Raw genomic sequence first — 16,304 nt, 5'->3', positions numbered from 1 at the left:
TGTGACGCAGATGCGGCCACCTCTCGCCAAAGCAGCCGCAGATGCGGCAGAGTGCCGCCCGTGACCACCTACCGGATCACCGAGGCCGCCGACGTGCTCGGGGTCAGCGACGACACCGTGCGCCGCTGGGTCGACGCGGGCCGCCTGGCCGCCGGGCTGGAGGACGGGCGCACCGTCGTCGCCGGTCCGGACCTCGCCCGGCTGGCGGAGGAGCTGGCCGACCACCCGGACCGCGAGCGCACCCGCGCCGCCGCCGTCAGCGCCCGCAACCGCCTCGACGGGATCGTGGTGAGGGTCGTCAAGGACACCGTCATGGCCCAGGTCGACCTGATCTGCGGACCCTTCCGGATGGTGTCGCTCATGAGCTCCGAGGCCGCGGACGAGCTCGGGCTCGAGCCCGGCGCCCGCGCCATCGCCTCGGTGAAGTCCACCAACGTCGTCGTGGAGCGTCCCTGATGAAGACCGTGCCCCTGTCCCTCGCCGCCACGGTGCTGCTGTGCGCAGGCCTCACCGCCTGCACCGGCTCCGACGACAGCTCCGACGGCGGCTCCGACGGCGGGGGCGGTGACGACACCGTGCTCCGCGTCCAGGCCGCCGCGTCCCTCACCGACACCGTCGACGCGATCGCCGAGGAGTTCGAGGCCCGCCACGACGGCGTCACGGTCGAGGCCGTCTACGACTCCTCCGGCACGCTGGCCGAGCAGGCCGCGGACGCCGCCCCCGGCGACGTGCTCGCGACCGCCGACGAGGCCTCGATGCAGACCGCCGTCGACGCCGGCGCGGTCGCCGCGGGACCCACGCCGTTCGCGACCAACACGCTCGTCCTCGTCGTGCCCGCCGGCAACCCGGCCGGCATCGGGTCGCTCGCCGACCTCGACGACGACGAGGTCACCTACGTCGCCTGCGTCGACACCGCGCCCTGCGGGTCGATCGCCGCGGACCTGATCGCCGACGCGGGCCTGACCAACGAGCCCGCCAGCCTGGAGCCCGACGTCCGCGCCACGCTCGAGCGTGTCGTCGCCGACGAGGCCGACGCGGGCCTCGTCTACGCCACCGACGCGCTGTCCGCCGGCGACGACGTCGAGACCATCGAGGTCCCCGAGGCCGCCGACCTGCCCACGACGTACCCGATCGCGGTGCTCGAGCAGGCCGAGGAGCCCGAGCTGGCGCAGGCCTTCGTCGACCTCGTGACCTCCCAGGAGGGCCAGCGGATCCTCTCCGACGCCGGCTTCGGGAGCCCGTGAGCCGCGCCGCACACGGCTCGCCCCTGGGCCGCGCGCCCCTGGTCCTGCTGGTCCCGGCGGGCGCCGCGGTGCTGCTCCTGCTCGTCCCCCTGGTCTCGCTGCTGGTCGTCACGCCGTGGGCCCGCCTGCCCGAGCTCGTCGCGTCCCGCGAGGTCCTCGAGGCGCTGCGGCTCACCGGGGTCGCCTCGCTCGCGACGGTGGTGCTGTGCCTGCTGGTGGGGACCCCGCTGGCCTGGGTGCTGGCGCGCGTCGAGTTCCGCGGTCGCTCGCTCGTGCGCGCCCTGGTCACCGTGCCGCTGGTGCTGCCGCCGGTGGTGGCCGGGGTCGCGCTCGTCGCGGCGCTCGGCCGCAGCGGCGTCGTCGGCGCACCGCTGCGCGACCTCACGGGCCTCGTGGTGCCCTACACGACCCCCGCCGTGGTCGTTGCGCACACCTTCGTGGCGATGCCGTTCTTCGTCCTCAGCGTCGAGGGCGCGCTGCGCGCCTCCGGCGAGCGGTACGACGCGGTGGCGGCGAGCCTCGGCGCGTCGCGGTGGACCACCTTCCGCCGCGTCACGCTTCCCCTGGCGATGCCGGGCGTCGTGGCGGGCGGGGTGCTGGCGTGGGCGCGCTCCCTGGGCGAGTTCGGCGCCACCGTCACCTTCGCCGGCAACTACCCCGGCGTCACCCAGACGATGCCGTCGCTGATCTACCAGACGCTGCAGAACGACCGGGAGACCGCGCAGACGATCAGCATCGTCCTGCTCGGGGTCTCGATCCTCGTGCTCGCGCTGCTCCGCAACCGCTGGCTCGACCGCGCCCCCACGGGACCCGGCGCGTGAGCGGCGGCCTGCACGCGCGCCTGCACGTGCCGGGACGGCTCGACGCCGAGCTCGACGCCGACCCCGGGTCCGTCGTCGCGGTCATCGGACCCAACGGCGCGGGCAAGACCACCCTGCTCACCGCCCTGGCCGGCGTCGTCGCGGCCGAGGGCCACGTGGAGGTCGACGGCCGCTCCTGGACCGACCCGGTCGTGGGCGTGCGCGAGCGGCGCGTGGGCTGGGTGGTCCAGGGCCAGGCCCTGTTCCCGCACCTGTCCGCGCGGGACAACGTCGCCTTCGGCCTCCGCGCCCGCGGCGTCCGCCGCGCCGAGGCCGCGGACCGCGCCCAGGCCTGGCTCGACCGCCTGGGGGTCGGCGAGCTGGCCGACCGACGCCCGACCCGGCTCTCCGGCGGCCAGGCCCAGCGCGTCACGATCGCGCGGGCGCTCGTGACGGAGCCCCGGCTGCTGCTGCTCGACGAGCCGTTCTCCGGCCTCGACGTCGGGGTCGCGGCGGCGCTGCGCATCGAGCTCGCCCGCCACCTCGCGTCCTACGACGGGGTGACGCTGATGGTGACCCACGACGCGCTCGACGCCCTCACCCTGGCCGACCGCGTGGTCGTGCTCGAGGACGGCCGTGTCGCCCAGCAGGGCACCCCGGGCGACGTGGCGGCCCGCCCCCGCACCGACCACGTGGCGCGCCTCGTCGGCCTCAACGTGCTCCGCGACGACGCCGGCGGGTTCACCGCCTTCCGGCCCCAGGACGTCGTCGTCTCCCCCACCGAGCCGGACGGCTCCGCCCGCCTGCGGTGGGCCGGCCGGGTCGCCGGGCTCACCCCCCACGGCGACGCCGTCCGGGTCCAGGTCGACACCCGGGCCGGCGCCGGCGTGGACCTGCTCGCCGACGTCACCCCTGCCGCGAGCGCCCAGCTCGGCCTCAGCCCCGGTGCGGAGGTCTGGGTGAGCGTGAAGGCCACCGCGACACGGACCTACGGAGGTCCGGGAGCGCACTAGGGTGCGGTCATGACCAGCGCCGCGAACGAGCACGTGCCCGACGAGCTCGCCGTCTCCCCGATGTCCCCCGACCGCAACCTCGCCCTCGAACTGGTGCGCGTCACCGAGGCCGCGGCCATGGCCGCCGGCCGCTGGGTCGGCCGCGGCGACAAGAACGGCGCCGACGGCGTCGCCGTGCACGCGATGCGCGTGATGATCTCGACGATCGGGATGAACGGCACCGTCGTCATCGGCGAGGGCGAGAAGGACGACGCCCCGATGCTCTTCAACGGCGAGCAGGTCGGCGACGGCACCGGACCCGAGTGCGACGTCGCCGTCGACCCGATCGACGGCACCACCCTGACCGCCAAGGGCATGAGCAACGCCGTGGCGGTGCTCGCGGTCTCCCCGCGCGGCTCGATGTACGACCCGTCCGCCGTGTTCTACATGGAGAAGCTGGTCACCGGCCCCGAGGCCGCCGACGTGGTCGACATCCGCCTGCCCGTGGCCGAGAACATCGCCCGCGTCGCGAAGGCGAAGGGCCAGTCGGCCGAGGACGTCACCGTCGTCCTGCTCGACCGGCCGCGCCACGAGGGCCTGGCCGAGGAGATCCGGGCCGCGGGCGCCCGGATCAAGTTCATCGTCGACGGCGACGTGGCCGGCGCGATCTCCGCGGCCCGGCCCGGCAGCGGCGTCGACCTGCTGCTCGGCGTCGGCGGCACGCCGGAGGGCATCATCGCGGCCTGCGCGATGAAGTGCGTGGGCGGCACGATCCAGGCCCGCCTGTGGCCGACCGACGACGAGGAGCGTCAGCGCGCGCTCGACGCCGGTCACGTGCTCGACCCCGACCACGTCCTGCACACCGACGACCTGGTGACCGGCGACGACTGCTTCTTCGTGGCCACGGGCATCACCGACGGCGACCTGATGCGCGGCGTGCAGTACCGCGGCGGCGGCGCCACCACCGAGTCGCTCGTGATGCGCTCGCGCAGCGGCACGACGCGCTTCATCCGCTCCGAGCACCGCCTGTCCAAGCTGCGCGCCTACAGCGCGATCGACTTCGACTGAGCGGGAGGCCCTTCGGCGGGGGCCGGCCTCAGCCGGCGCGACCGACCGCCACCGGCGCGGCGTACGCCGCCCCCGCCCGGAGCGCCTCGAGGACGACGGCGAGCACGCGGGGGTCCACGGCCATGCCGCAGTGGGAGGTGGTGACCTCGACGGTCACCGCGCTCGGGTGGGTGCAGGCGCGCCAGTCCACGACCCCGTCGCGGCGCGAGGTGACCGCGGTCCAGACCACGCCCGGCGCCAGCGGCGCCGTCTGCTCCTCGAAGGCCCGCCGCGCGCAGCGGCCGCGGACGCAGTCGCCGGCGAGGAGACCGGGCACGCCGAGCGAGGAGAGGCGGGTCAGCGTCCGCACCCCCAGGGTGAGCAGCGCGTGGTGCGCCCCGGGGGCCTGCACCGGGCTGCCCAGCGTCACCAGGCCGGCCACCAGGTCGGGGCGACGCCCGGCGAGGCCGCGCGAGAGCATCCCCCCGAGGCTGTGGCCGACCAGCTGCACCGGGCTGCCGCGACGCTCCGCGACCGCCTCCACCCGACGCTCCAGGGCGTCGACCCCCTCCCGGGTGCAGCCGATGTTGGCGTGGATGCCGGAGCGGTGGGTGCGGTGGCCGCGGGCGCGCAGCTCGCGGGCCATCCACGCCAGGCTGGCGTCCCCGGCGCAGAAGCCGGGCACGAGGACCACCGGTGTCGCGACCCGCGGCGGCGCGCACCCGGCGTACGGCGTGGCGCGGCGCCCACGGACGGCCGCCAGCGAGCCGACGGCGGCCCGCCCGACCTCCGGCACCACCCGCACCTCGCGGGCCAGGGCGGCGACCCGGGGCGCCGCGAAGCCCTCCGGGCACAGGAACGAGGCGAGCGCGGCGCCGGGTGTGGTCCTGGTCACATACTCACGGTAGGGCTTGGGGGGCACCCGTGTCCCGCGTTCACCGTGTTGACTGGACGCATGTCCACCGAGATCCCGACCCCGGACTTCACCGCGCCGCCGGCGGCTGACCCGGCCGACGACCCCACGGCCCTGGCCGCGGTGACCGCGTCGCGCGAGCAGCACGCCCCCGTCAACGACGGCGTGGACCTCTGCTTCCAGACCTTCGGCGACCCCGACGACGAGCCGCTGCTGCTGGTCATGGGCCTCTCGGGACCGATGAACTGGTGGGACGAGCCGCTCTGCCGGATGCTCGCGCGCCGGGGGTTCTACGTCATCCGCTACGACAACCGCGACACCGGCCGCTCCTCGCGGATCCGCCGGCGCGTGCCCCTCTCGTGGGTGGTCCGGGCGTTCGTGGGGCTGCCCGTCGACGCGCCGTACGGGATCGGCGACCTCGCCGACGACGCCGCGGGCCTGCTCGACCACCTCGGGCTCGCCTCGGCCCACGTGGTCGGCGTGTCCATGGGCGGGATGATCGTCCAGCACCTCGCCCTGCACCACCCGGGCCGGGTGCGGTCGATGGTCTCGATCATGTCGACCACCGGCAGGCGGACCGTCGGGTGGCAGCACCCGCGCCTGCTGCCCGCGCTCGTCGCCCCGCGTCGCGGCGGCAAGGACACCTACGTCGAGACGTCGGCCAGGTTCTGGGGCGTCATCGGCTCCCCGGGCTACCCCGACCCCGAGGAGGTCGTGAGGGCCCGGGCGGCCGAGACCTGGGACCGTGGCGTCTCCAACGCCGGCACGCTGCGCCACATGCTCGCCGTGATCACCCAGGACGACCGCACCCGCGACCTCCACGCCCTGCGGGTGCCGACGCTGGTGATCCACGGCGACGCCGACCTGATGGTGAACCTGTCCGGCGGGCGCGCCACCGCCCGCGCCGTCCCCGACGCGGAGCTCGTCGTCGTGCCCGGGATGGGCCACGACGTGCCCGAGCCGCTCTACCCGACCTTCGCGGACGCGATCCGCCGGACCGCGGACCGCGCCGGCTGAGCCGGCGGCCACCGCGGCCGGTTGCCCTCAGCGCGTGACCGCCGCCGAGGCGGGCACCGACCCGCCGTGGACCACCGGCATCTCCAGGCGCACCGTGCGCGACGCGCCGGGGGGCGGGTCCAGCAGGAGCCGCACGGCGGTGGCCCCAAGCTCCGCGAAGGGCAGCGCGACCGACGTGAGCGCCGGCGTCAGCCACGTCGCCAGCTCGGAGCCGTCGAAGGAGACCACCGCGAAGGCCCCGGGGATCGCGGCCTCCCGCGCGGTCAGCGCCTGGTAGACGCCCATGGCGACGCGGTCGTTCATGCACACCAGCGCGCCGTTGCGCACGCCGGTGCCCCACCAGGACGTGACGGCCTCGCGTGCCCCGGCCACCGACCAGTCGCAGCGCAGCACGTCGGCGACCTCGCGGCCGCGCGCGGCGAGCTGCTCCTCGAGCCCGGCCAGGCGCATCGCGCCGGCGTGGGTGCCTTGCTCGTGGTCGTCGCCCACCACGACCACCGGGCCCGCGACGCCGGCGACGAGGTCGGCCGCCCGGCGGCCCCCGCCGTGCTCGTCGGGCACCACCGCCGGCAGCCCGCTGGCGGGGTCGGCGCAGTTCAGCAGCACCGTGCGGGTCTGGCGGAGCGCGGCGGGCACCGCGACCTCGCGGTGGCGCAGCGTGGCGTAGACGATCCCGTCGACGCCCTGGTCGAGCATCTGCTCCACGAGCAGCCGCTCGACGAGCGGGTCGCCGTCGGTCTCCCCGATGAGCAGGACGTGGTCGGACTCGCGCGCCGCCGCGCTCGCCCCCGTCAGCATGCGGCTCGCGAAGTGCCCGCTCGCAACGCTGTCGGAGACGAGCCCGACCGTCCGGGTCTGCGAGGTCCGCAGGCTGCGGGCGGCCCGGTTGGGGCGGTAGTCCAGCTCGACGGCCGCCGCGCGGACCCGCGCGACGGCGTCGTCGGAGAGGCGCATCTCGCCGGAGCGGCCGTTGAGGATGTACGACGCCGTGGTGCGGGAGACCCCGGCCCGGGCGGCGACGTCGGCGAGGCGGGTCTTGCGAGCTCTCACCATGCGTCACTCCCGTCCCACGCGACCTTGACCCCACGGGTGAACCACGTCACAGTATTGACGCTGCTGATTCGATTCAGCAACGTGCGGTTCCAACGGGGAGGAGACACCACATGACGCCCATGGGGCGACCCACGAGACCACCGGGGTCGCGGCGACGCGCCCGACGGGGTCTGGCGGCGGCCGCGGCGCTCGTGGCCGGAGCCGGCCTGCTGAGCGCCTGCGGCTCTGACGGCGGCAAGCCGACGCTGAACTGGTACATCAACCCCGACGGCCAGGACACCCTCGGCGCGATCGCGGAGCGCTGCAGCACCGAGCAGTACGACGTGGTCACCCAGCTGCTGCCCGCGAGCGCGACCGACCAGCGCACGCAGCTCGCGCGGCGCCTGGCCGCGGAGGACTCCTCCACCGACCTGATGAGCATCGACCCGGTCTTCGTCCCCGAGTTCGCCAACGCGAACTGGCTGCTCGAGCTCCCGGCCGACACCATCGACGACGACACCCTGCAGGGCGCCGCCGACACGGTCGTGTGGGAGGACGCGGTCTACGCCGCGCCGCAGTGGGCCAACACCCAGGTCCTCTGGTACCGCCGGTCGCTGGCCGAGGCCGCGGGCCTCGACATGAGCGAGCCCGTCACCTGGGACCAGGTCATCGACGCCGCGAGCGAGGCCGGGGGCACGGTCGGGGTCCAGGCCAACCAGTACGAGGCCTACGTCGTGCTCATCAACTCCCTCATCGCCGGCGCCGGCGGCGAGATCATCAGCGACACCGAGGCCGGCCGCGACGCGACGGTCGAGATCGACTCGGAGGCCGGCCGCGAGGCGGCCGCGGTGATCCAGAAGCTCGCGGACAGCCCGGCGCGCCAGCCCGACTTCACCGTCTCCAACGAGGGCACGACGCTGGCCTACATGTACCCGGCCGACGGCCCGGGCGAGTTCATGACCAACTGGACCTTCGTCTACGCCAACTACCAGGGCCTGATCGGCGACGGGGAGGGCCAGATCAGCCAGGAGGACTTCGACGACCTCGGCTGGGCCCGCTACCCGCAGACGGTCGCCGGCGAGGAGTCGCGGCCCCCGATCGGCGGCATCGAGATCGGCGTCGGCGCCTACACCGACGAGCCGGACTTCGCGCGCGAGGCCGCGCTGTGCGTGACCGACGAGCAGGCGCAGGAGGAGCTCGCCGTCAACGACGGGCTCATGCCCTCGCGGGCCTCCGTCTACGAGTCGCAGGCCCTGCAGGACAACTTCCCCACCGACCTGCTCGCGCTCTACCGCGACTCGATCGACACCGGCGCGCCGCGTCCCAAGAGCGCCTTCTACAACCAGATCAGCGTCGCGATCCAGCAGCAGTGGCACTCGCCCGAGGACGTCGACCCGGAGACCACCCCGGGCCGCTCCTCCGACTTCGTGACCGCCGTCCTCGAAGGGAGGGCCCTGCTGTGAGCGCCGTGACCGCCCCCGCGACCACCGACGGGGTGAAGGAGAAGAAGGGCGTGCCCGCGGACAGCGACCGGCTGCGCGCGGAGAACCGGCTGGGCCAGCGCCTGGTCGCCCCGGCGCTGGCGCTGATGCTGCTGGTGACGGCGTTCCCGATGCTGCGGTCGCTGTACCTGTCGCTGTTCGACTACAGCCTCACCGCGCCCGAGGAGCGCCAGTTCGTCGGCCTGCAGAACTACGTGACCGCGCTGAGCGACTCGGCGCTCTGGCTGACGACGCTGAACACCGTGTTCATCATGGTCGTCACCGTCGCGTTCGAGCTGGTCATCGGCTTCGCGTTCGCCCTGGTGATGCACCGCGTGGTCTTCGCCCGCGGCCTGATCCGGACCTCGATCCTGATCCCCTACGGCATCATCACCGTGGTCTCGGGCTTCGCCTGGCAGTTCGCGTTCTCCAACACCAACGGGTTCGTCAACTCCTGGCTGCCGTTCCTCGACACCACGTTCAACTGGTTCGGCCAGTACGGCAGCGCGATCGCCGCGATCATGGTCTCGGAGATCTGGAAGACCACGCCGTTCATGTCGCTGCTGCTGCTGGCCGGCCTCGCGCAGGTCAGCGAGGACATGGTCGAGGCCGCGAAGGTCGACGGCGCCACCTGGTGGCAGCGGATGACGAAGGTCGTGCTCCCCAACATGCGGGCCGCGATCATGGTCGCGGTGCTCTTCCGGGCGCTCGACGCCTACCGCGTGTTCGACAACATCTTCGTGATGACCAACGGCGCGGTCAGCACCCGGTCGGTGTCATTCCTGACCTACCAGCAGGTGGTCGAGCAGTTCCAGTTCGGCATCGGCTCCGCCCTGTCGGTGCTGCTGTTCCTCTCGGTGCTGCTGATCGCCTTCCTCATCGTCAAGATCTTCCGGGTCGACCTGGCCGCGGCACGTCAGGAGAGCTGAGCTGATGGACAAGAACAAGATCGGTCTGACCGTCGGTGTCGGGCTCATCCTCGTCTGGTGCCTGCTGCCGGTCGTGTGGATCATCTCGCTGTCGTTCAAGTCCCAGGACGCGATCACCGCGGGCAGCCCCGGGTTCCTCCCCCAGTCGGGTGGGGGCGCCGGGTGGTCCAACTACACCGCAGTGCTCCAGGACGAGCAGTTCCGCCGGGCGATCTTCAACTCGATCGGCATCTGCCTGATCGCGACCACGCTGTCGGTCATCCTGGCCACGCTCGCGGCGTACGCCATCGCGCGCCTGGAGTTCAAGGGCAAGAAGTTCGTCCTCACCACGGCGCTGGCGATCGCGATGTTCCCGGTCGTCTCGCTGGTCAGCCCGTTGTTCGACATGTGGCGGACGCTCGGCATCTACGACACGTGGATCGGCCTGATCATCCCCTACATGTCCTTCACGCTGCCGCTGGCGATCTGGACCCTGTCGGCCTTCTTCCGGGAGATCCCCTGGGAGATGGAGCAGGCGGCCCAGGTCGACGGCGCCACGAGCTGGCAGGCGTTCCGCAAGGTCATCGTGCCGCTGGCGGCGCCCGGGGTGTTCACCGCGGCGATCCTGACCTTCTTCTTCGCCTGGAACGACTTCGTCTTCGGCATCTCGCTGACCTCGACCGAGTCGGCGAGACCGATCCCCGCCGCGCTGTCGTTCTTCGTCGGCGCCGACCCGTTCAACCGGCCGGCCTCGCTGCTGGCCGCCGGGGCCGTCGTCTCGACGATCCCGATCATCATCATCGTCCTCGTCTTCCAGCGAAAGATCGTCGCCGGTCTCACCTCCGGCGCCGTGAAGGGGTAGGGAACTCACCATGGCTTCGATCTCCATGAAGAACATCGTCAAGAAGTACGGCGACGGCTTCCCGGCCGTCAACGACGTCTCGATCGACATCGCCGACGGCGAGTTCGTGATCCTCGTCGGCCCGTCGGGCTGCGGGAAGTCGACGCTGCTGCGGATGATCGTCGGCCTGGAGGACATCACCTCCGGCGACATGATGATCGGCGACCGCAAGGTCAACGACCTCGCGCCGCGCGACCGCAACCTCGCGATGGTCTTCCAGAACTACGCGCTCTACCCGCACCTGACCGTCTTCGAGAACATCGCGTTCCCGCTGCGCCTCGCGGGCGCGTCGGACTCCGAGGTGACGGAGAAGGTCAACGCCGCCTCCAAGACCCTCGAGCTCGACGAGCACCTCCAGCGCAAGCCCGGCAACCTCTCCGGTGGCCAGCGCCAGCGCGTGGCGATGGGTCGTGCGATCGTCCGGGACGCCGACGCGTTCCTCTTCGACGAGCCCCTGTCGAACCTCGACGCCAAGCTGCGCGGCCAGATGCGCTCGGAGATCTCCCGGCTGCAGAAGCGCCTGGGCATCACCACCGTCTACGTCACGCACGACCAGACCGAGGCCATGACCCTCGGCGACCGGGTCGCGGTGCTCAAGCGCGGCATCCTCCAGCAGCTGGCCTCGCCGCGGCAGCTCTACACCAACCCCGGCAACCTGTTCGTGGCCGGCTTCATCGGCTCCCCGCCGATGAACTTCCTGCCCGCGAAGGTCAGCGGCACGTCGGTGGAGCTGCCGTTCGGCACGGTGCAGATCCCGCAGGACAAGGCCGACAAGGTCTCCGGCGCCGCCGCGAACGGGCTGCTGATGGCCGGCATCCGCCCGGAGCACTTCGAGGACGCGGCCGTCGTCGACGCCGCCCGCGAGGGCTCCACGTTCCGCGCGAAGGTCGACGTCGTCGAGTGGCTCGGCAACGAGGCCTACGCCTACATCCCGTTCGAGGCCCCCGACGAGGTCCGCGGCCAGCTCGAGCAGCTGGAGCGCGACCTCGACGGCGAGTCGCTGCGCACCCAGCTCGTGGTCTCCCTCGACGGCACGAGCCGGATCGCCGAGGGCGACGAGGCGGAGATCTGGGTCGACTCCTCGAAGATGCACCTCTTCGACCCCGCCACCGGGGAGAACCTCACCGTCGACCGCGACAACGCCGGCTACATCCACGGCGGCGCCATGGAGGAGGCCGCCGAGCAGCCGGCCGCCGCCGGCTGAACGGGCCTCCCGCCGCTCCGCAGCCGCCCCGCCGTCCTCGGACGGCGGGGCGGTGCCGCGTCCGCTCCCCGAGGGGCTCAGAACCAGCGCCGGCGCTTCCGGCCGGGCTGGGCCTTGCGGGTCACGGTGACGCTGCCCAGCAGCGACACCCCGCGCACCCGCACCACCGGCGAGCCGTCGTGCAGCTGGGGCGGGACCTTGTCCGTGACCGGGCTGTAGTCGCCGAGCACGGGGGTGCCGTCGACGACCACGGCGGTCTCGGCGTCCACCACGATCTCGACCGAGCCCAGCACGGTGTTGGCGACGATGGTCGTCTCCCGGGCCTCGAAGACCGCCTCGCGCAGGTCCAGCGTCACCGCGCCGAGCACGGCGACCGCCGTGTGCTCCGCCGGCACCCGCCACACGCCGGTGCGCCGGCGCTCCGAGAGCATGCCGGTGCTCGCGTCGTACGTCTGCGCGTGGGTCGCCGCCGCCGCGGCCGGACCCCGACGCGCGACGGCGCGCTCCCCCGGCGGCGCCGGCGCCTGTGCGGGGAGGTCGGCCAGCACCGGCTCGAGGTCCGCGTACGTCCGGGCCGACCAGGTCGCCTCGAGGCGCTCCTCCAGCTCGTCGAGGTCCAGCCGCCCGTCCCCCGCCGCGTCCCGCAGCGCCTCGGCGACCTGCTGGCGCTCGGCGTCGGAGATCCGCAGCAGTCGGGGGTCGTGGCTCACCGCAGCATCCTCGCCGCTCAGTGGCCGCCGCGCCGCAGGCGCCTCGGCGTGCCGGGGTCCGCCTTGCGGGTGACGGTGACCCCGCCCATGATCGCGACGCCGCGGACCCGCACGAGCGGGGAGTCGGGGCCGAGGTCGGCGTCGACCTGCGGGCGGGCCTCGTCGAACCCGCCCATCAGCCCGAAGCCCTCGACCGAGACCCGCTGGCCCGCCCCGACGACGACGTCGATGCCGCCCATCAGCGCGACCGCCGTGATCACGACCTCGGCGGAGGCGAACCGGGCCCGGCGCAGGTCCAGGGTGACCCCGCCCATCACGGCCACCGCCTGGTGGCCGGGCCCGACCTCCCAGACACCGCGCCGGTCCTGGCCCGACATCACCGCGACGCTGAGGTCGTGGCGGGTGGCCGGCACCGAGGGCGAGCCGGCGCCCGTCGCCCGGGAGGCGGGCTCCGCGCCCCGGGGCCGCACCAGCGGCGAGCCGTCGGTGCCGGGCAGGTCGACGAGCACCGGGAGCAGGTCGTCGTAGGTCTTGGCGGCGTAGGTGGCCTCGAGCCGCTCGTCGAGCTCGTCGACGTCGAGTCGGCCCTCCGCGGCCGCGTCCCGCAGGAAGTCGGCGGCACGGTGACGCTCGGCGTCGGAGATCCGCAGCTTGCCCGGGTCACCCCCGGCGGGCTGGTCGAGGCTCATGGCCCCACCCTAGGACGACTCAGGCCGCGGTGGCGGCGCTCGCGGACCGGCGCCGCCGCGTGCGGCCCCGGGCGACGCCGTCCACGGCGAAGCGGCCCGGGCCGACCGCGCCGAGCACCAGGGCGAGGACGCCGACGACGCCGACGAGCTCCCACCCGCCCTCGGAGACGAGCGGCTCGAGCCCGCGGTGCGCGAACCAGAACGCCCCGGCCATCTGGGCGGCGACCAGCAGACCGGCGAGCGGGGTGAGGGCGCCGATCAGGAGCAGCACCCCACCGCCGACCTCGGCGACGATCGCGAACAGCGCCGCGGCCTCGGGGGCGGGGATGCCCATCGCGTCGAACCCCTGCGCGGTGGCCGTGAGGCCGTCGCCGAGCTTGGGCAGGCCGTGGGCGAGCAGCACGACGCCGAGCAGCAGCCGGGCGGCCAGCAGCACGACGTCGGTCACGACGGGCGGGGTGGTGGGGGTCTTCACGGGGCCTCCGAGATGTTGTCACGTCAACTGAGCCCGCCACGCTACGGCCCGTTCCTGAGACCCCGATGAGACGCCCGGCCCCTCAGTCGTCGGCGAAGGCCGCGGCGTACGGCGCTCCCAGCGCCGGGTAGTCGTCCCAGGCCACCCCGGCCACGTCCCGCCCGGCCAGGACCGCGGCGAGGCGGTCGAGGTAGTACTCCCAGCCCGGTCCGATCTCCGCGGCCGACTCCGGCAGCGGCATCACCTGGGCGAACCGCAGGGTGGTGACGACCCCGTCGGCCGTGGGGGTCTCGGCGAGGTCGAGCTCGAGGACCCAGCCGTCCGAGACCAGGCGCAGCCGGGACGGCGGCTCGCACTCCTCGATCCGCATCGTCTCGGCCGCGACGTCCTCGCCCTCGGCGGTCATCCGGAACGCCACCTGCCCGTCGGCGGGGTCGCCGGACCAGGTCCCGATCCAGCGCTCGAGGCGCCCCGGCTCGGTGACGGCGGCCCACACGTCCTCCCGTGGGGCGCGGAAGCGCCGCTCGAGGACGAGCCGCCCCCCGCCCCCGTCCGCCTCGCGCCACCCGGTCATCGCTGCGCTCATCCGGTCTCCTCCCGCCGTCCGGGACCGCGCTCGCGCACGGTCCGCCGCACCTCCAGGTCCAGGGCGTCCAGGTGGCGCTCCGCGACCGGCGGCACCGCCGCCAGGCCGGTCACGAAGGCCGCCACCGGCTCGAGGCCGCCGGGCCGGAGCCGGTAGTGCCGCTCACGGCCGCGGTCCTCCCCCACCACCAGGCCGCTCTCGCCGAGCACCCGCAGGTGGCGGCTGACCGCGGGTCTGCTCACGGCGTGCCGGGCGGCGAGGTCGGCGACCCGCACCGGTCCGGCCGCCACCGCGACCAGCAGGTCCCGCCGCACGGGGTCGGCCAGGGCGGCGAAGACGTCCATGACTCATTGGTAACTCATCTGTTACCGGTTGTCCAGGGGGGCGACCGTCGGCGGGCCGGTGGGCGGGGCGGGTCGATAAGGTGCGCAGTCGTGAGCACCGACGACACCGGCACCGGATTCCGCACCGAGCACGACTCCATGGGGGAGGTGCAGGTGCCGCGCGAGGCCCTCTGGCGGGCCCAGACCCAGCGTGCGATCGAGAACTTCCCGATCTCCGGCACGACGCTGGAGCCCCGCCTCGTGCAGGCGATGGCGCGCGTCAAGCAGGCCGCCGCCGTGGTCAACGCCGAGCTCGGCGTCCTCGACGAGGCGCGGGCCTCCGCGATCCGCACGGGCGCGGAGGCCGTCGCCACCGGCGAGCACCTCGACGCCTTCCCGCTCGACGTCTTCCAGACCGGGTCCGGCACGAGCTCCAACATGAACATGAACGAGGTCCTCGCCTCCCTCGCCGGCCGGGCGGGCACCGAGGTCCACCCCAACGACCACGTCAACGCCAGCCAGTCGTCCAACGACACCTTCCCGACCGCGATCCACGTGGCGGCCGCGCTGGCGGTCACCGAGGACCTGCAGCCGGCGCTCGACGTGCTCGCGACCTCCCTCGAGGCCAAGGCGACGGAGTTCGCCGGCCTGGTGAAGTCGGGCCGCACCCACCTCATGGACGCTACCCCGGTCATGCTCGGCCAGGAGTTCGGCGGGTACGCCGCGACGATGCGCTACGCGGCCGAGCGCCTCGACGCCGTCCTTCCCCGCGTGCGCGAGCTGCCGCTCGGCGGCACGGCGGTCGGCACCGGCATCAACACCCCGCCCGGCTTCGCCGCCCGCGTGATCGAGGTCCTCGGCGAGACGACCGGCCAGCCGTTCACCGAGGCGCGCGACCACTTCGAGGCCCAGGGCGCCCGGGACTCGCTGGTCGAGCTGTCCGGCGTGCTGAAGACCATCGCGGTCGGCGTCACCAAGCTGTGCAACGACCTGCGCTGGATGTCGTCCGGTCCCACCACCGGCCTCGCGGAGATCCACCTCCCGGACCTGCAGCCGGGGTCGAGCATCATGCCCGGCAAGGTGAACCCGGTCCTGCCGGAGGCCACCCTCATGGTCTGCGCGCAGGTGATCGGCAACGACGCCGCCGTCACCCACGCGGGCGCGTCGGGCAGCTTCGAGCTGAACGTGATGATGCCGGTCATGGCGCGCAACCTGCTGGAGTCCGCACGCCTGCTGTCGACCTCTACGGTCCTGCTCGCCGAGCGCTGCGTCGACGGCATCACCGCCGACGCCGACCGGATGCGCCGCTACGCGGAGTCCTCGCCGTCGGTGGTCACCCCGCTCAACAAGCACATCGGCTACGAGGCCGCCGCGAAGATCGCCAAGAAGGCCCTCGCCGACGGCACGACCATCCGCGAGACCGTGGTCGCGCTCGGCTACGTCGAGCGCGGCGAGCTCACCGAGGCCCAGCTCGACGAGGCCCTCGACGTGGAGTCGATGACCCACCCGTGAGCGGACCGGCCGACCTCCTCGCCCTCCTGGTCGAGGAGGTCGGTCGTGCCCTGCCCCCCGGCCGGGCGCTGCCCGACGTGCTCGAGGTCGGCTGCGGCGACGGCACCCTGACGGCGCGACTCCGCGACGCCCACCCGGGCGCCGCGCTGCTCGCGACCGACGCCTCGGTGCGGGCCGTCGGCCTCGTCGCGGCGCGCGGGGTCCCGGCCCGCGTGCTCGACGCGACCGCGATGGACCTGTCGGGCGCGGCGTACGACGTGGTGGTCGCCGGCCGCCTCGACGCCCTCGGCGACCTCGACGCCGTCCTGCCCGAGGTCCGGCGGGTGCTGCGAGGGGGCGGGAGCCTCGTGGGCGCGACCGGAGCCGGGGACGCCGAGGCGCACCGGGCGGCGCTGGAGGGTCGCTTCCGGCGGGTGAGTCGCACGGACGTGGCGGGACGGGTCCTGCTCGTGGCCCGCTGACGCACGGGG

The 16,304-nt window shown here is 73.9% G+C and carries 19 protein-coding genes; 12 read left to right on the top strand and 7 right to left on the bottom strand.

Translation table 11 applies throughout. The annotated features are described in order from the left end of the window. Window positions 1-60 precede the first annotated feature (60 nt). From ABD158_RS09705 to glpX, 5 genes are read left to right on the top strand one after another with little or no spacing between them, the layout of a single operon-like run. Window positions 61-456: a TOBE domain-containing protein gene (locus ABD158_RS09705; protein ID WP_344006541.1), complete on the top strand. Its 396-nt coding sequence runs from the start codon at window positions 61-63 to the stop codon at window positions 454-456. Beyond that, window positions 456-1,244: a molybdate ABC transporter substrate-binding protein gene (gene modA / locus ABD158_RS09700; RefSeq protein WP_344006539.1), complete on the top strand. Its 789-nt coding sequence runs from the start codon at window positions 456-458 to the stop codon at window positions 1,242-1,244. Before ABD158_RS09705 ends, modA begins: the two co-directional genes overlap by 1 nt. Then, on the top strand, window positions 1,241-2,065 hold the full coding sequence (modB, locus tag ABD158_RS09695; protein ID WP_344006537.1) for a molybdate ABC transporter permease subunit: 825 nt from the start codon (window positions 1,241-1,243) through the stop codon (window positions 2,063-2,065). The genes modA and modB overlap by 4 nt, the downstream gene beginning before the upstream one ends. Next, entirely contained in the window at window positions 2,062-3,057 is a 996-nt protein-coding gene (locus ABD158_RS09690; RefSeq protein ID WP_344006535.1) for an ABC transporter ATP-binding protein, read from the top strand. The genes modB and ABD158_RS09690 overlap by 4 nt, the downstream gene beginning before the upstream one ends. A gap of 9 nt (window positions 3,058-3,066) precedes the next feature. After that, the gene (glpX, locus tag ABD158_RS09685; RefSeq protein WP_344006533.1) at window positions 3,067-4,104 is read left to right on the top strand and encodes a class II fructose-bisphosphatase; all 1,038 of its coding nucleotides are present in this window, start codon (window positions 3,067-3,069) and stop codon (window positions 4,102-4,104) included. Between the two features lie 28 nt (window positions 4,105-4,132). Here glpX and ABD158_RS09680 read toward each other — a convergent pair whose 3' ends face one another. Continuing rightward, window positions 4,133-4,978: an esterase/lipase family protein gene (locus tag ABD158_RS09680; protein ID WP_344006531.1), complete on the bottom strand. Its 846-nt coding sequence runs from the start codon at window positions 4,976-4,978 to the stop codon at window positions 4,133-4,135. Window positions 4,979-5,038: 60 nt separating this feature from the next. Between ABD158_RS09680 and ABD158_RS09675 the strand changes: the two genes are divergently transcribed. Beyond that, window positions 5,039-6,013 carry an alpha/beta fold hydrolase gene (locus ABD158_RS09675; protein WP_344006529.1) on the top strand — a complete coding sequence of 325 codons (975 nt, stop codon included), beginning with the start codon at window positions 5,039-5,041 and terminating at the stop codon, window positions 6,011-6,013. A 27-nt stretch (window positions 6,014-6,040) separates the two neighbouring features. Here the strand turns inward: ABD158_RS09675 and ABD158_RS09670 are convergent, their stop codons facing one another. After that, entirely contained in the window at window positions 6,041-7,066 is a 1,026-nt protein-coding gene (locus tag ABD158_RS09670; protein ID WP_344006527.1) for a LacI family DNA-binding transcriptional regulator, read from the bottom strand. Window positions 7,067-7,176: 110 nt separating this feature from the next. On the opposite strand from ABD158_RS09670, the gene ABD158_RS09665 reads away from it, so the two are divergent. The 4 genes from ABD158_RS09665 to ABD158_RS09650 are packed head-to-tail and all read left to right on the top strand — an operon-like array spanning window position 7,177 to window position 11,539. Further along, window positions 7,177-8,508: an extracellular solute-binding protein gene (locus ABD158_RS09665; protein ID WP_344006525.1), complete on the top strand. Its 1,332-nt coding sequence runs from the start codon at window positions 7,177-7,179 to the stop codon at window positions 8,506-8,508. Next, entirely contained in the window at window positions 8,505-9,455 is a 951-nt protein-coding gene (locus ABD158_RS09660) for a carbohydrate ABC transporter permease (protein WP_344006523.1), read from the top strand. The genes ABD158_RS09665 and ABD158_RS09660 overlap by 4 nt, the downstream gene beginning before the upstream one ends. A gap of 4 nt (window positions 9,456-9,459) precedes the next feature. Then, window positions 9,460-10,296, top strand: a complete 837-nt coding sequence (locus ABD158_RS09655) for a carbohydrate ABC transporter permease (RefSeq protein ID WP_344006521.1) — start codon at window positions 9,460-9,462, stop codon at window positions 10,294-10,296. Window positions 10,297-10,306: 10 nt separating this feature from the next. Further along, a complete protein-coding gene (locus tag ABD158_RS09650) occupies window positions 10,307-11,539 on the top strand; it encodes an ABC transporter ATP-binding protein (RefSeq protein ID WP_344006519.1) in 1,233 nt (410 codons plus the stop codon). A gap of 77 nt (window positions 11,540-11,616) precedes the next feature. Here the strand turns inward: ABD158_RS09650 and ABD158_RS09645 are convergent, their stop codons facing one another. From ABD158_RS09645 to ABD158_RS09625, 5 genes are all read right to left on the bottom strand, one after another. Then, the gene (locus ABD158_RS09645; RefSeq protein WP_344006517.1) at window positions 11,617-12,249 is read right to left on the bottom strand and encodes a DUF1707 SHOCT-like domain-containing protein; all 633 of its coding nucleotides are present in this window, start codon (window positions 12,247-12,249) and stop codon (window positions 11,617-11,619) included. A gap of 17 nt (window positions 12,250-12,266) precedes the next feature. Further along, on the bottom strand, window positions 12,267-12,938 hold the full coding sequence (locus ABD158_RS09640; protein WP_344006515.1) for a DUF1707 SHOCT-like domain-containing protein: 672 nt from the start codon (window positions 12,936-12,938) through the stop codon (window positions 12,267-12,269). 19 nt (window positions 12,939-12,957) lie between these two features. Then, window positions 12,958-13,413, bottom strand: coding sequence for a DoxX family protein (locus ABD158_RS09635; RefSeq protein ID WP_344006513.1), 456 nt, complete (start codon window positions 13,411-13,413; stop codon window positions 12,958-12,960). Window positions 13,414-13,495: 82 nt separating this feature from the next. After that, on the bottom strand, window positions 13,496-13,999 hold the full coding sequence (locus tag ABD158_RS09630) for an SRPBCC domain-containing protein (protein ID WP_344006511.1): 504 nt from the start codon (window positions 13,997-13,999) through the stop codon (window positions 13,496-13,498). Continuing rightward, window positions 13,996-14,343, bottom strand: coding sequence for an ArsR/SmtB family transcription factor (locus ABD158_RS09625; protein WP_344006509.1), 348 nt, complete (start codon window positions 14,341-14,343; stop codon window positions 13,996-13,998). The genes ABD158_RS09630 and ABD158_RS09625 overlap by 4 nt, the downstream gene beginning before the upstream one ends. Before the next feature lie 90 nt (window positions 14,344-14,433). Between ABD158_RS09625 and ABD158_RS09620 the strand changes: the two genes are divergently transcribed. Together ABD158_RS09620 and ABD158_RS09615 are read left to right on the top strand one after the other, a co-directional pair. Beyond that, window positions 14,434-15,834: a class II fumarate hydratase gene (locus ABD158_RS09620; RefSeq protein ID WP_425573176.1), complete on the top strand. Its 1,401-nt coding sequence runs from the start codon at window positions 14,434-14,436 to the stop codon at window positions 15,832-15,834. Further along, window positions 15,831-16,295, top strand: a complete 465-nt coding sequence (locus ABD158_RS09615; RefSeq protein WP_344006507.1) for a class I SAM-dependent DNA methyltransferase — start codon at window positions 15,831-15,833, stop codon at window positions 16,293-16,295. Before ABD158_RS09620 ends, ABD158_RS09615 begins: the two co-directional genes overlap by 4 nt. The last annotated feature ends 9 nt before the right edge of the window (window positions 16,296-16,304 follow it).

It is taken from the genome of Nocardioides lentus (assembly GCF_039529515.1).
GTDB classification, from domain to species: Bacteria; Actinomycetota; Actinomycetes; order Propionibacteriales; family Nocardioidaceae; genus Nocardioides; species Nocardioides lentus.
Note: the sequence above shows the minus strand (reverse complement) of the source record. Positions and strands in the feature narration are given on the sequence as shown.

Bases quoted from the DNA above. Each gene is read 5' to 3' on its own strand.
- modA (WP_344006539.1), top strand. From the start codon at position 456: ATGAAGACCGTGCCCCTGTCCCTCGCCGCCACGGTGCTGCTGTGCGCA.
- glpX (WP_344006533.1), top strand. From the start codon at position 3,067: ATGACCAGCGCCGCGAACGAGCACGTGCCCGACGAGCTCGCCGTCTCC.
- ABD158_RS09675 (WP_344006529.1), top strand. From the start codon at position 5,039: ATGTCCACCGAGATCCCGACCCCGGACTTCACCGCGCCGCCGGCGGCT.
- ABD158_RS09670 (WP_344006527.1), bottom strand. From the start codon at position 7,066: ATGGTGAGAGCTCGCAAGACCCGCCTCGCCGACGTCGCCGCCCGGGCC.
- ABD158_RS09665 (WP_344006525.1), top strand. From the start codon at position 7,177: ATGACGCCCATGGGGCGACCCACGAGACCACCGGGGTCGCGGCGACGC.
- ABD158_RS09655 (WP_344006521.1), top strand. From the start codon at position 9,460: ATGGACAAGAACAAGATCGGTCTGACCGTCGGTGTCGGGCTCATCCTC.
- ABD158_RS09650 (WP_344006519.1), top strand. From the start codon at position 10,307: ATGGCTTCGATCTCCATGAAGAACATCGTCAAGAAGTACGGCGACGGC.
- ABD158_RS09640 (WP_344006515.1), bottom strand. From the start codon at position 12,938: ATGAGCCTCGACCAGCCCGCCGGGGGTGACCCGGGCAAGCTGCGGATC.
- ABD158_RS09630 (WP_344006511.1), bottom strand. From the start codon at position 13,999: ATGAGCGCAGCGATGACCGGGTGGCGCGAGGCGGACGGGGGCGGGGGG.
- ABD158_RS09625 (WP_344006509.1), bottom strand. From the start codon at position 14,343: ATGGACGTCTTCGCCGCCCTGGCCGACCCCGTGCGGCGGGACCTGCTG.